Annotated in this window: 13 protein-coding genes; 10 read left to right on the top strand and 3 right to left on the bottom strand. The window is 50.2% G+C overall.

The annotated features are described in order from the left end of the window. On the bottom strand, positions 1-259 hold a 259-nt coding region (locus GS632_RS13875), incomplete at its 3' end, for a hypothetical protein (protein WP_171728250.1). Positions 260-679: 420 nt separating this feature from the next. Here GS632_RS13875 and GS632_RS13880 point away from each other — a divergent pair. The 8 genes from GS632_RS13880 to GS632_RS13915 all read left to right on the top strand — a co-directional run bounded on the left by GS632_RS13880 (position 680) and on the right by GS632_RS13915 (position 6605). Beyond that, positions 680-1846 carry a site-specific integrase gene (locus tag GS632_RS13880; RefSeq protein ID WP_171238451.1) on the top strand — a complete coding sequence of 389 codons (1167 nt, stop codon included), beginning with the start codon at positions 680-682 and terminating at the stop codon, positions 1844-1846. A 27-nt stretch (positions 1847-1873) separates the two neighbouring features. Next, positions 1874-2455 carry a hypothetical protein gene (locus tag GS632_RS13885; protein WP_171722038.1) on the top strand — a complete coding sequence of 194 codons (582 nt, stop codon included), beginning with the start codon at positions 1874-1876 and terminating at the stop codon, positions 2453-2455. Further along, the gene (locus GS632_RS13890; RefSeq protein WP_171722039.1) at positions 2445-2972 is read left to right on the top strand and encodes a hypothetical protein; all 528 of its coding nucleotides are present in this window, start codon (positions 2445-2447) and stop codon (positions 2970-2972) included. Before GS632_RS13885 ends, GS632_RS13890 begins: the two co-directional genes overlap by 11 nt. Positions 2973-3083: 111 nt before the next feature. Beyond that, on the top strand, positions 3084-3293 hold the full coding sequence (locus GS632_RS13895) for a hypothetical protein (protein ID WP_058272409.1): 210 nt from the start codon (positions 3084-3086) through the stop codon (positions 3291-3293). Between the two features lie 183 nt (positions 3294-3476). Next, positions 3477-3818 (top strand): hypothetical protein, encoded by a 342-nt coding sequence (locus GS632_RS13900; protein WP_171722040.1) that lies wholly within the window; start codon positions 3477-3479, stop codon positions 3816-3818. After that, entirely contained in the window at positions 3811-4338 is a 528-nt protein-coding gene (locus GS632_RS13905; protein WP_171722041.1) for a helix-turn-helix domain-containing protein, read from the top strand. Before GS632_RS13900 ends, GS632_RS13905 begins: the two co-directional genes overlap by 8 nt. Positions 4339-4369: 31 nt before the next feature. Next, a complete protein-coding gene (locus GS632_RS13910) occupies positions 4370-5005 on the top strand; it encodes a hypothetical protein (RefSeq protein ID WP_171238449.1) in 636 nt (211 codons plus the stop codon). Between the two features lie 490 nt (positions 5006-5495). Continuing rightward, entirely contained in the window at positions 5496-6605 is a 1110-nt protein-coding gene (locus GS632_RS13915; protein ID WP_170788048.1) for an HlyD family secretion protein, read from the top strand. A 282-nt stretch (positions 6606-6887) separates the two neighbouring features. Here GS632_RS13915 and GS632_RS13920 read toward each other — a convergent pair whose 3' ends face one another. Beyond that, positions 6888-8765, bottom strand: a complete 1878-nt coding sequence (locus GS632_RS13920; RefSeq protein ID WP_171722042.1) for a triacylglycerol lipase — start codon at positions 8763-8765, stop codon at positions 6888-6890. Positions 8766-8978: 213 nt separating this feature from the next. On the opposite strand from GS632_RS13920, the gene GS632_RS13925 reads away from it, so the two are divergent. Beyond that, positions 8979-11036, top strand: a complete 2058-nt coding sequence (locus tag GS632_RS13925; protein ID WP_171175656.1) for an AarF/UbiB family protein — start codon at positions 8979-8981, stop codon at positions 11034-11036. A gap of 15 nt (positions 11037-11051) precedes the next feature. Next, positions 11052-11996 carry a patatin-like phospholipase family protein gene (locus tag GS632_RS13930; RefSeq protein ID WP_171175653.1) on the top strand — a complete coding sequence of 315 codons (945 nt, stop codon included), beginning with the start codon at positions 11052-11054 and terminating at the stop codon, positions 11994-11996. An 80-nt stretch (positions 11997-12076) separates the two neighbouring features. On the opposite strand, the gene GS632_RS13935 is transcribed toward GS632_RS13930, so the two are convergent. After that, positions 12077-13444 (bottom strand): type IV secretory system conjugative DNA transfer family protein, encoded by a 1368-nt coding sequence (locus tag GS632_RS13935; protein ID WP_171722044.1) that lies wholly within the window; start codon positions 13442-13444, stop codon positions 12077-12079. Positions 13445-13448: the final 4 nt, after the last annotated feature.

Consider the following 13448-nt stretch of genomic DNA (forward strand, 5'->3'; position numbering starts at 1 on the left):
TGAACTCCGAGATACTGATGCGGTGCAGCTTGCCCCGCACCTTCCGCTCGACACCTAGCATCCACGCCGAGGTCTGTTTGCGGCACACGAACCCGCGCAAGTCGGTGTCACGCAGCGTTACGCCGGTGGTGTCAGCGAATACGGTGGTCGCTCGAGTGAGGGTCTGCTTGCCGAACCGGAAGCGGCGCGACTCCTCGGGCTGGGCTTTCGATTGGGGCAGGGGTACAACATTTGCGGATATGGGCGATGGTCCTTTCATCGGCTGGGTCAAGAACCCCGTTCCGGTTGCGGCCGCGGTGGGTTCGTCGTCAAAACACTTGACTGTCGACCTCAGAAATACGTTCAAGGCAACTTTGAGGCAACCACAAGAATGATAAATGGGGGGTAAAAAGGGTAAAGCCAGAGTAATGATATCGAGAGTATAGTGCTTGTTTTTATTATTATTTGGCAAGGTGTGGGTAATCGAGGAAAAGATGGTGCACTGGACTACGAATCAAGGGGTCGGGGGTTCGAATCCTCCTCGGTCCGCCACTTGGTGATTTTCACAAATTTTGATGAAACATACTAGGTTGCTTAAACCTTTGTGTTTTATGGCTGAGGTCGCGCTAGAGGGTTTCGTTGGATTTTATCTGATTATGCCAGTATACTTTTATTGAGTGGTATATTTTGTGGTATTTACATGGCTGCGCTCAGCGGAAAGCTGACAAAGAAGCTTGTAGAGAATCTCGGTCCGGGTCGGCATGGTGACGGTTCTGGCCTGTATCTCGTTGTCGATCCATCGGGCGCACGGCGCTGGATCGTGCGTGTAACGGTCAAAGGGCAGAAGAACCGCAAGGGCGCTCCGCTGCGCACGGATTTCGGGTTAGGTGGCGCTGATGTCGTCACACTAAACCAGGCTCGAGAAAGAGCCCTCGAATATCGACGCATGGCAAAGTCCGGGCTGAACCCGCGCTTCAACGCCCAGCGTGAAATCCCGACCTTTGAGGAACTAAGCCGACAAGTTCACATTGACCGCCTGCCAACATGGAAGAATGCCAAACACGGCCAGCAATGGCTTAACACCTTGCGCGACTATGCGTTCCCCAAGATCGGCCGTATGCCCGTGGACAGCATCGATCAGCCCGAAGTTCTGATGTGCCTGTCGCCCATCTGGACCGAGAAACACGAAACCGCAAAGCGACTGTCTCAACGGATCAAGACGGTGCTCGACGTGGCAAAATCCAAGGGCTTCCGTTCGGGCGAGAACCCGGTGACTGCGATCCGCGAAGGCAAGGTGCTGCCCACCGTCAAAGCCAAGGTGCAGCACCATGACGCGATGCCGTGGCAGGAGGTGCCCGCATTCTATGCCGAGTTGCAGACCCGTTCGGCCATGGCCGCCAGGGCACTGCAGTTCACCATTTTGACCGCCTGCCGAACCTCAGAAGTGCTGGAGATGAAATGGCCCGAGGTAGATGTCAATGCGCGACTGTGGACCATACCTGCGGAGCGCATGAAAGGCGGGCAGGTCCATCGCGTGCCTCTCACCGGCGAAATGCTGGCCATTCTGGAGCCGCTGCGTGCGCTGGCCTCTGACTACGTGTTCGAGGGGCAAAAACGACACCAGCCCTTGTCGAACATGTCCATGCTGATGTTACTGCGCCGGATGCGGAAAGATGGCGTCACTGTGCACGGCTTCCGCAGTTCGTTCCGAGATTGGGCTGCGGAGTCTGCAAACGCGCCTCGGGAACTGGCTGAGGCGGCTTTGGCTCATCAGGTTGGGTCCGATGTAGAGCGCGCCTACGCTCGGTCTGACTTGTTGGATCGTCGGCGCGAATTGGTCGAGCGCTGGAGCAGGTTCTTGTGTTAACGACCCTGATGGGAGGAAAAGAGGGTATTGGAACGTTTTTCGGAAGAAGAAAGTGAACGATTAAACAAGATCCTATCCTATGAATTGAACCCCTTCGTTCATGGCGAGGGCGAGTTAAAAGAAGTTCCACTTGGTAAGAAAACAAAGGACTGGCTGTTTGAAACTCGAATGAACTTACCTTCCGATGTGAACGCCGAGCTTGACCGTATTGGTTTCGACGAGCTGCCGGATCAAGTTCGTGTTCATCTGCTGAATGAAATATTGGAAGAAAGGCAGGTCAGTTCAGCACCCAAATGGTGGGAGATGAACTTCTTTGAGTTTTCCACAAATGATTTGTGGGAGTTTTTCGTGGAGCAATGTCGAAGGAATTATGAAATCGATTATGTGAGGGAGCATTTTGACCTCCTCATTGCATCGTTTGTAGAGTTGGAAGAGGCTCGACATATCCTGCAAGTCAGCAAACTAAACAAAAGTAAATACTCTCGGGAGCAGGTCGACTTAGCGCTCGAAGTTTTTGATAGAAGCTACCCTTTGGACTTCCGCGACTATGAAGAAGCTCCACGGCGATCGAGAAGTCCACTAGACAAATTGAGAGGCTTTGGCATTTGAACTCGATAAGCTCGACTCAGTCTTCACTAAGCGCTGGTTCGAGTTCAAAATATTGGACGAGTTGGCTAGCTTTAAAAGCTACATTCATGAAGGTTCAAGGGATAGCGAACTGAGCAAAGCTATAGCTGGTCAGCTGCGCCACTACATGTACGGTCAGCTCTTGGCATTAGGCCGGATGGTCGAACACTACCGCTGGAAATTCAGCTACGAAGATGCAGCAATAACCGGAGTGCGGTCCGCAAAAACCAGACTTAGGGCTGGAGAAGCCGGGGCGCGCGCATCTCGAAAACGCAGACTTCAAAACTTGGAATCGCTGATGCAACAAATCGAGGAGCTGTCTGACGCGGTCGGTTTGATCAATGAAGAACGCATTGTTGAACAAGCTTTGGAAAAGACAGTTGAGAAAAGAAAGGACTTCCCAAAGTCAGCAAAGACCCATGCGGATTACGGTACGGCTCTACGTTCAGAAGAACCCTTCAAATCAAGGTACGAAGCAGTTTTTAAGAAAAACGCCTAAGTGGTTTCTCCCTTTCGGAAAGCGCTTAGGCGCAGGAAAAAGTCTGGTGACACTTCGGGAAAGCTGCCCATAATTGGGAGCCATCGCAACTGATCCAAGAGGATTTCAACGATGGCAAACGTCTTCAATGACGACCGGGTCTATTTTCCAGAAGACCCTGAAATGCAATTGCTAGGAAACCGCGAGAAGCTGGCTCAATGGCGTCACCGCATGTGCGGTCCGGCCTTCATCCGCATCGGTCGGCGGATCGCCTATCACGGCGCTGATCTGAACGCCTGGCTGGCGGCTCGTCGTACCGATCCCAACAACGAGGCTGCATAATGAAAAACCCCAACTCCAAGCGCGGAGATGGGGCTTTTCCAGTGACATCAACTGCCACCCTAGCAAGTCCAGTTGATGCCACAGGATGCCCCGCGCCGACAAGACAAAACGAGCGCCGGTACTACTGGTCACCCCTGAGCCACTCGGTCGAACGGGTGATCGTACGGAAAGGACGGATCAAGCGTGGCTGATATGTCCTTTTCCAAATCGAACCTTTCCAGTCACGATAGGGGGCCAGACGCTGGCCCTCTTTCCCAAACCGATCATCGAGAAACCGATGAGAACTACAACGGCGAGTTCTTTCGCCATGGTGTCTACCGCGTCGCCGTATGCCGGGATGGCATCCAATGGCTGTTTCAACGTCAAAGACCCCAATTTCCAGCCGGAGGAGCGGCTTGGGACACGCTCGGGTATTGTGTGTCCAAATCCGGCCTAATCCGGCTCGTCCGGGCGCATATCGGCTGTGACGTTCCTGAACTGGATGCATTGCCCGAGCATTTCCAGCGAGGGTGTCGCGATGAGTAGGAGACGGTCTCCCAACGGCAAACGGTCGGATGAGGGCCAGTTCGTCTATCTGCCCTACGCCATGATCAAGTCCCCGGCGTGGAGGGCTTTGTCGGGACCTGCAGTGAAGCTCTGGCTGGAGCTTCACACCCGCTTCAACGGCAGCAACAACGGCAAGGTGTTCCTGTCGATGAATGAAGCGGCAGAGATTCTGGGATTGGGCAAGGCCACGGTTCAGCGGGCTTTCGAAGATCTGCAGGACAAAGGCTTCCTCGTGCTCGAGAAGGAGGGCAACTGGTATCACCGTCGAGCACATGAATGGCGATTGACCACCAAGGCGACGCAGGCCCGGTCCGGCAAGAAAGCAGCCACCAATGACTGGCGGTTCTGGCAGCCCGGAAAAACAAAACGCGGTTCTGAGACGGACCCGTCAGCATCCTCTGTGGTTCCGTTTGAGAACCCAAACGCACCTCATGGTTCCAAATCAGAACCCGTCAGGCCGGTTTCGCGTCGGTCCTTCGGTTCTGAATCGGAACACTAATACTAACCACTCCTTGTTACGCGAGGCGGACATGAGCAAGACACAAAAAGACAGTGGCAACGATCTGCAGACAAAGAACTCCGAGCTTACCGACGCGGAAACCAATGCGATTGCGGATCTGAGGGAACGGAAGAAATCACGCGTTCGGGCACCGGGCATCAAGTTGGACTTCGATGAAGACACACGCAGGCTCACGGTTGGGCACAAAGGAAAAGACCCAACGGCGGCCTGTGCTTTGGCGATGCATGAGCTCGGCACAGCTGACTACCGGTTCTTCGAAGGCGTTATGGATCAAGTCGCGACTCTTGGGCAACAGGACAGTTCTGTCTCCGAGACCGCGTCGAACTTCGTGATGTCCGTTGTTGCCGGGGTCAGACCGCAGGACGAGATTGAAGCCATGCTTGCGATCCAAATGGGTGCGGTCCATCAGGCCACGATGATGATGGCGCGCAGGCTCAATCACGTCGAGACTCTTCCTCAACAAGACTCGGCGGAACGGGCGCTCAATAAGCTTGCGCGAACTTTCACAAGCCAGGTTGAAGCGCTGAAAAGATATCGATCCAAGGCGGATCAGACCGTCAGGGTTGAACGCGTCGAGGTCAAAGAAGGTGGCCAGGCTATTGTTGGCAACGTTCAAAACGGGGGGCGGTCCAATGACAAAAAGTGACGACAACCTCATGGACCCCACCAAACGGCTCAGGAATGCGCCCAGATGTACCGCCACGGCAAAGTCCACGGGCCGGCGATGTCGCGCACCCGCTGTTCGGAGCTGGAGTGTTTGTCGCATGCATGGGGCTGGAGGTGGGCACGCTGCTGGGCCAAGCCATCCTTCGTGGAAGAATGGGGAAAGGTCGAGAGAAACCGAGGAGATGCGCAAGACGATCAATGAACTTATCCGCGCTGACAGGGCACTGCAGAAATTGATCGACTGACCCGGCACGGCCTCGCAAGCAAGGCAAAGCAGTCGTTCGAGCGAAGTGCTTGGATGGCTGCTCCGAGCCCAAAGCGGATTTTCAAAATTCTTAACCCGTATGGACGACGAGCTGACTGTGGGCATTGGAAATCGCATAGTATTGCGAGCGTGCTACGGCCTATCCCTAGATTTTTGTCGCCTTCTTAATGCTATAGTGAATTGGCTTGGTTCCGGAGGTTGGTTGATGCTCATCGTCTTAAGTCTTTACTTCGGCTTGATTTGGTTGGTTTTTTCTAAACTCAAATGGCTTCCGTGGAACGCTTTCTGGAAAACAGTTATCTATGGTGGCGCTGCAGTAATTGCCCTTGTGGTCTTGGGAGCTCTCAACCACACAACACCGACAGGGCCAGTTTCAGTTCAAGGAATTGAGACAAACATCGCACCTAACGTATCCGGAACGGTTGTCGAGGTGGCTGTCGAGGCCAATCAATCCGTTAATGAGGGTGATCTACTCTTCAAAATTGATCCTGAGGTTTTTGCTGCTGAAGTGTCACGTCTCGAGGCCTCTCTTGAAACGGCTAAGTCTTCGGCTGACCAGTTACTGACTGATCTCACCGCAGCCGAGGCAGAAATCGAGTCTTTGAATGTTCAGCTTCTCTTTGGGCAGCAGAGGCGCGACGACATCATCCAATTGGAAGAGCGAGGCGCATCGACAACTTTTCAACTCCAAGAAGCCGTTGCTACGATTGATCAATTGACCGCGAATATCCGAGCAGCTGAAGCGCGCAAAAAGGGACTGGAGCGTCGAATTTCCGCTACGATTGACGGCCGAGACGCCGCAGTTGTGGAAGCTGAAATGGCACTCGAGCAGGCCAGATGGAGCCTTGAAGAGACAGAGGTTCATTCACCCGGAAATGGCGTTGTTTCTGCTGTTACACTACGGCCTGGAAACCGCGCCACCACGTTTCAAGGTGCGATAACATTTATTGATCCGTCGGATTTTGCAATTGTAGCCTCCCTTCCACAATCGAGCCGCCAAAACGTAAACATCGGAGACGAGATTAGGTTGGCACTGCGGACACAGCCTGGCACAGAGCTCTCTGGCATCATTGTTGCTTTACCGGTGGGATCCGCCGAGGGGACACTCGATCTGCGCGCGGGGCTTCCTTCAATACGAGAGCTGGCCGGGATCTCTAGCTACCCAGTGCTGATCGAGTTATCTGAGGTTTCCGATTTGGAAGATCTTCCTTTTGGTACATCAGGAACAGCATTGGTAATGACTGAAAAAGCAGGCGCAATCGGGGTTCTTGCCGAAATCCTGTTCTGGGTAACTAAACAGCTGAATTATTTGTGACCGGTAATGGGTGCCATGTTGCAACGAATGGCAGCATTGTCCGCACAACAGACATTAGAGAGAGTTGCGACGAATGACTGCTCTGCGGACGAAACTGCCCTTCGCCGCACCTGCAACCTGGTCAGATCCGAATTTCGGGAAGGCGCAGAAACCGGACTTTGTGAACTCGCTTTGTATCGCTTTGACGCCAGCTGGACAGATTGAGCAGAGAGTCTTTGGCTGGGCTGCCCAAAGGCATGTTGGAGTTGCTACACCAGTGATTGCGTGATCGGGCCCCAAGGTTCAGTCGGGAGAAATTTTTTGACCTCTCAAAAAGACTACAACTTGCGAAATGCAGTCTGGATCTCGATAAATTTCCGAATGGTTGAATTTGAACCGCCCCGGAATAAACCTTACTTGGGTGTCCCCAAATGGAACCGAGGAAACCACGTATGATCCCATGAACGCTTCGATCAGGCCTCTCTCGGTCGATATCTGATCGGAGACACCAACGATCCAGAAAACAACAAACCGCATGAAGCCAAAGAAAAGGACTACACAAAAGCAAGTAATGATACTCAATCCAACGAGCAACAAGGCGGCCAGCATCAAATAAATCAGCCAGTTGATTGGTAGAACGTTCGGATCGAAACCAATGGAAGATAGTTGAATTGACCATGCCTTAAAAAAATCGGCTGGGAAAATCATCCTGGCAAGCGTGACGATTGAGAAAAGGAAGAAAGAAAGAACAACAACGAACCAAATAAGTAGCCAAGACCATCCGAAAAAGACGTCAAAAACTCGCGTTTTTCGGAAAAAGAAGACCACTCCGTCGATCATCTTGAAGACTCCGAACTGCACAAGAGCCATCAAGTTCGAGATTACGGACAGCGCCATGTATGCTTCGTCGTGGCTATAGGCGCAAACCAGTGTATTGTTTGAGGTCGAAATTTCCGGCTCTTGATTTGCTCCATTATTCAAGACGGATGTAGCTATACGTTCAATGAGTTTAATTGTGAGCCACGGAACCAGAAGAATCCAAGCTATTGCTGGAATGAAACTGTTGTTGCCGCTTCTCTCCGCACCAATCGCCACGTGAAAACTCTCTGGCAAAAGTGGGTCCTGCAAAGCAAGGTAAAGCAAACAACTAATAGCCATGACGGAGGCAACAATTGCCAAATGGATATTGTCGCGAATGATCTCAGGTAACCGTTCGAAGTAGTCCCACGCGTCAAATCGGCGACTGGATCCTAGAAACGGGGTCGCTAAGCAGCAGAATCTCAAGCATTTTCTTTGCTTTTGGTTCAAATGAGTGGCCGCCTGAAGAGCCACGTTGCCTCCATGGCTGTGCCCAATCAAGACAACTTCTTGAGCGCCAGTGTCCAAAACTGGTGCAATAGCTTCAGCCAGCTCTTTCGCTGCTTCTTGTCGATCTTTGGAACTATTTCTTCCTGTCCATTGGAACCTCTTGAACTCCGCATTGACATCTGCCTCTCTGATGCCTGCCACGAGGTCCGAACTCTCTTCGTATGTCCACGGCGCATTTGGTGCCCGGGTTCCATGTATAAGGTAAATTAGTGGAACGTCCGTAGGATCGCATGGGCATTCGCAATCGTCACGATCCACTGTGCTTTCTTGCAATTTTTCCCTTTGTCGGCATGCTACTTTCCTCATTTGCTCCAATGCGTGATCTGGAGAGGTAAACAGCGATGTGAATTCGACAAAAATCGCTTCGGCTACTCTCCTGTCTCGATCTTTTCTTGGTCGACCCAAGGGTTGCCCATCGCAAAACAGCACTGCTTCCCAAAGATCTCCAGTTCTTTGGGACTTTATTTCGAACTCCGGCCACGAGCAGACCGTTCCTGACTCTACTACTGTGCGGAAAGTATACCCTCTGCTTTGGAGGTTGAAACTAACCCAAGCTCCGCGAAGGGAGTACCGAAGCCACAGCGCCAAAGCAGACAACCCGCAAACTGGTTGTATCCAATTTCCTAGGCCTTCAAGAATTGAGGTAGCAAAACTTGCCCCAATTACAAAGAACACAAGAGAAAACATAGACAAAATGGCCTTACCAGCCCAGTGCATCTCGCAACGTACTTTGAGGACCTTACCTGGTTCGTAGGCTAAAACTCGAATTTGCGCAGCTTCACAAGTCAGCTGAATCCTGTCCGGCTCGTTCATGGAGCGATTTTACCTGTCATAGAGTCTCTGCCAACCCCGACTAACGACTACCAAGCCGACGTTCGGACAGCGGTGCACCGCGAAGCCTCTAATTTGCTTGAGATTTCTCATTCTTTAAGACTTGAAAAACATAAGCGCGTTTGACAGGCTCAGTGGTGTTGAACAAAAAGCCGCCTTGACAAAAATCAGCTTGATGAAGTTGTGAATTTATACATGAACAAGCAAAGTGACCACTCTCTAACCCTTTCTGAACTAGTTAACCGGTTTACTGACGCATTGGAAAGTGCTTTAGATTGCAGCGGTCTTGATAAAGTTCAGAACATTAACGTCGACAAATTTGTAGATGAGCAGAACTTACCGACATTCATCCATCTGACCTGTAACCAGGTTTTACTCAGTCAATCCAGGCACATAGATCGTGACTACGAAGAACTATTGGAAGGCAGCCTTCAGCAGGGGTTAGAGAAGACAAACTGGTTTATTCCTGCATCACTTGCACTTATCGAACTGCGTTTCGCGAACGAAACCTTGAACAACCTTACAAAAATAGAAAAAAAAGCCATAAGACAGCACTATGGCCTTGGGCGTCTGCCAGATCAAGGACACCTTGAGTACCATCAATCTGGAACAACATCGATAATATTTGTTTCGAACAATCAAGCGATAAAGATTGTTCGCCCAGTGTATTTGCTGGACAAGGAAGTCGCTTCACTTGACAAGTATCGTGACTCCTATGCTGGTGCACCCTTGTCGCCCAAAGTGTATTGGGCAGAATCTACCGTACTATGTATGGAGTGGATTCGCGGCGATACGCTGGAGCAGTACCTAGAAAAGGCCAAAGACAACGGCGACATAAAAAGTAAGTTGTCGATAATCAAATCGCTTGGACAAATGATTAGAGAAATCCATGAAAAGGGATTTCCTCATGGAGACCTCAACCCCAGGAACATAATCGTTGAGGCAATAGCCGGGCATGACCAAAACCTTCGTCTAATCGACTATGGCTACAACTACTCGCTTACAAAGCCGGTTCTATCTGCCCAGTCTTACAGAGACTCTGTACGGTATATCGCTCCAGCCAAAAACGATATGAGCAGAGACGCGTATTCCGACGATCTTTATTCAACGGCAGTGATTATACTTGATGTTTGGTTTCGTGATTTGACACGGGCAGCTGAAGACCTTTTGCACGAGCTTGCAATTGTCCAACCTCTTCTTGCCTTCACGTTAGAAGATGTCTTGGTCAACGACCCCGACCTTCGGTTAAGGAAAATTGCGCCTCAAGAGGTTGATCCTGCATGCCGAGCGGAGCAGTTTTCAAAGGCTATCCAAATGGCCTGCTCGCAACGTGCGCAATTTACTCGTGCTGCGGAAAAAAAAATAACGCTAGTTAGGTTGGCAGTTTCAGGTTTCTGGACTCTTCTGCTTCGTGGAAAAGAAAATATTGAAGACGGATTTGTGCTGGATGAAGACACTAATAAGAAGCTGCGCAGGTGGTTGTGGATTTGCGGTTTATGTTTCGGTGGAATATTGGCGGCTATTTCAACAATCCTCGTATATAGCTTTTCAGAAAAAGACACATTCTGGTCCGGTTTGGCACTGCGGGACTGGTGGTTCGAAAACTCCATTGGATTGACCAAAAGTGGAGCGGGTTTTTGGGACATTCTTCCAGGGCTGGCGATTTGCTTGTCGTTCGCCTGCTTGGCGACAACATACTATGTCGCGATTTTCCAGAGCACCGCCCCACAAAAATCTGCTGGATTTGGAAGTGGCGCAGCAAACTTTACGATGAGACTAAACTCATGCTGCTTTGCCTTTCCAATAGCCTACTGTTTTATTTTAGACCCGAAGGCGTGGCCGTTTTGTGCAGCACTGGGTTTAATGCTCGTTGCACTGAACAATTTTTTTACCTTCCGCATGTTGGAAAAGATAAAAATGGCCCCTGACTTTGGCAAGCTTGCAATATCGCGATCCTCAGATGCGGAAACATCCTATATTGTGTTTTCTGGATGGGCTTCACTGGTGTTCTGGTATGCGCTCGGAATAATTTTGGTTGGGATTGTGCTTATAACATCAAGTGATGCAACCAACTCTATAATCGACAAGCATACCGGTGATGCTGTTAGCTATAACATCTACGAGTACCTTCTCGCATTTTGTGTCATTGGTATCAACTACTTCAAGATGCAAAGGGAGAACTGCGGCAGGCTCGCGCCTAAGATGGAAGCTCTAATTCAAAGGTACATTGAAGCCTCAAAAGCACTGAAGTGAAGGTCACTACCAAAAATGAAAGTAAGTGAACTAGTCAATGAAAGACTGTCTACAGCCTCGATACCTGGGCAAAGATCAGATGAGTACAAGCTAGGTTTGGTAGTGGAAGGAGGCGGGATGCGCGGCGTTGTATCTGGAGCGATGAGCGCCGCACTAGAAAACCTCAACCTAACGAATTGCTTCGACGCTGTTTATGGAGCCTCTGCCGGCGCTATGGCCGGCGCGTTTTTTGTTGCCGGTTCGGCCAGAGCTGGTGCTACCATTTATTACGAGGAGATCAATAATAGGCAGTTTGTGAACCCATGGCGCCTTGCCCTCTTAAGGCCAATAATGGATCTGGATTTTCTGGTGTACGATGTTTTCCAGAAAAAAATACCGCTAGATTGCGAGAAAATCATTCAATCTCCCATACCGCTAAACATAGTTATGACTGACGTTAGCACCGGTTCCAAAAGGGTTGTTAACAATTTTGGAACGGGCCAAGAAGTATTGGAGTACCTAAAAGCGTCCGCTTCTAATCCGCTGTTTGCCCCTAGCCCTGTTGTGATAGGTGAAGTTGGATATTGGGATGCAATTCTTTCTGAATCGATACCGGTTAGAACAGCTCTCGACGATGGTTGTACTCACGTGGTTGTGCTTCGATCACGGCCGAAACTCAAAACTCGCTCAAAAATGGGAGCGATAGAGCGCTTTCTAGCAAAGCAGATCATTCTTCCCAGAAGTTCTGCTGCTTTCGAAGCGTATTGCCGCAAAACCGAAGCATACAGTTCGGAGTTGGAACTGATTGATAGCTTGAAGGACAACTGCCTAACGATTGCGCCAAGCGAAGGAACCAAACTATCACAAGCTTCAAAAATTCGGGCTGATCTTTTGGGTGCTGCTAAGGACGGCTATTCAAATGCTCTGGCAGCTTTCGGTGCAGCTGATCAAACTGTATCCTCTATGATTGGGCACTACTGATCGCGAAACGACGGGGCATGCTATTCTCTTTTTCCAAGCAGGCAGATCTTTGCGGTTTCATCTATCGGTTCACATTGCCTTCAGAAAGGAATGTCATGCTTACTATCCGAAGATCCTGATCCAATCTGATCATTGCGGTCAGATTGATAAATTTTGTGCTGGTTCATTCGTCTAGGTGTTCCTAACTCTCCGTTTGAACGGTGGAACTCCGGTTGAAGCATCACGCGTTCTACCACATCTTGTACTTTGGGGCGCAAAAAATAACGTGGTTCTTCGCCAAGCTCTGCAAAGAAGCCGTCTTGAAGCATCACTTTGTCCATACGACCATAAAGTGACGCAAACCCTTCTTCGGCTAAAAATGACTGTCGCCCGAATACCGTATGATAACGGCTGTTGTTAAAAAGCGTCCTCCAATTCTGTGGATAACAGGCTTGGAGTTGCTGGGGGTCTTGCCAGAACGTCCAGCACTGCACTCCATAACTTCGCAATAGGGTTACCACGGTCAGCATAAACTGCATCGGCCCAAGTTGTGCGGCCTCATCAATCATAAAAAGCGTATGACTATGATTTTTTGTGCTGCGTTCCAGAATTTTCGAGATGATGGACTCCATCCAAACTCGAATCAAACTGCTGTGACTGCTGAGGTAAATTGGAGGAAGGATCATATAGAGCGTGAAAGGCTTCTCACCGTCAAATACTTGCAGTGGAAAGCTTGTGTATCGAGTCACTGCGTCGATTCTTTTTCCGCGAAAAACTTCTGTAAATCGCCTTGCTGAAGACAGGATACTCGCAATCGTGCGCTCTGCTTCCATTGGAAAAGCGTGCGAGCCAGATGACACAATAGGATTTCGGGATCGGGCCATATCTTTGAGCGTTAGAGTGAAATCCTTTAAGCTCTGGTTCAGTAAGTAAGCGATCTCGTGCAAATTACACAGTGCTTTGGGACATTCGTGGTAAACGAATAGGATTAGTTGCGCCAAAAGGTTCCGTGCGCTGGAATCCCAAAATGGGTCAACTTTACTTGTTTCGTTGGCGATTGAGCCAGCCAAACTTTGAGCGGCTTCAAGAGTGTCACTATTGCCCCTCAATCGCAAATCGAATGGGTTTAGACTGGAGCTTTCGAAGCCAGATATGCCGAAAGGGTCAAGAACGATAATGTGTTGCCCCATGGCCTGACGTGCTCCCGCCGTGGACTGTGCAAGTTCTCCCTTGGGATCAAAAGCGACCACCGACCCTTGATATTCAAGCAGAGTTGGGATGGCCAGTGTCCAGGTTTTTCCTGAACCTGTGGGTGCAAAACTGATCAGATGCCCTTCGGGGTCAGTTCTAATTTCTCTGCTTTTTGCGAAAGACGCTTCATTTTTTAAGAATCCAGTTTTTGTGGCCTCATTAACTGTATGACCGAGTTTGATGCTAAATTGACTCGTCCGGTTCGAGTCTTCTTCCATTGCA

The sequence above is a fragment of the Ruegeria sp. HKCCD7296 genome (genome assembly GCF_013110775.1).
GTDB lineage: Bacteria > Pseudomonadota > Alphaproteobacteria > Rhodobacterales > Rhodobacteraceae > Ruegeria.

Excerpts from the sequence above, each read along its gene's own strand:
- GS632_RS13935 (WP_171722044.1), bottom strand. The coding sequence starts at position 13,444 with ATGGAAGAAGACTCGAACCGGACGAGTCAATTTAGCATCAAACTCGGT.
- GS632_RS13925 (WP_171175656.1), top strand. The coding sequence starts at position 8,979 with ATGAACAAGCAAAGTGACCACTCTCTAACCCTTTCTGAACTAGTTAAC.
- GS632_RS13895 (WP_058272409.1), top strand. The coding sequence starts at position 3,084 with ATGGCAAACGTCTTCAATGACGACCGGGTCTATTTTCCAGAAGACCCT.
- GS632_RS13915 (WP_170788048.1), top strand. The coding sequence starts at position 5,496 with ATGCTCATCGTCTTAAGTCTTTACTTCGGCTTGATTTGGTTGGTTTTT.
- GS632_RS13905 (WP_171722041.1), top strand. The coding sequence starts at position 3,811 with ATGAGTAGGAGACGGTCTCCCAACGGCAAACGGTCGGATGAGGGCCAG.
- GS632_RS13910 (WP_171238449.1), top strand. The coding sequence starts at position 4,370 with ATGAGCAAGACACAAAAAGACAGTGGCAACGATCTGCAGACAAAGAAC.
- GS632_RS13880 (WP_171238451.1), top strand. The coding sequence starts at position 680 with ATGGCTGCGCTCAGCGGAAAGCTGACAAAGAAGCTTGTAGAGAATCTC.
- GS632_RS13930 (WP_171175653.1), top strand. The coding sequence starts at position 11,052 with ATGAAAGTAAGTGAACTAGTCAATGAAAGACTGTCTACAGCCTCGATA.
- GS632_RS13920 (WP_171722042.1), bottom strand. The coding sequence starts at position 8,765 with ATGAACGAGCCGGACAGGATTCAGCTGACTTGTGAAGCTGCGCAAATT.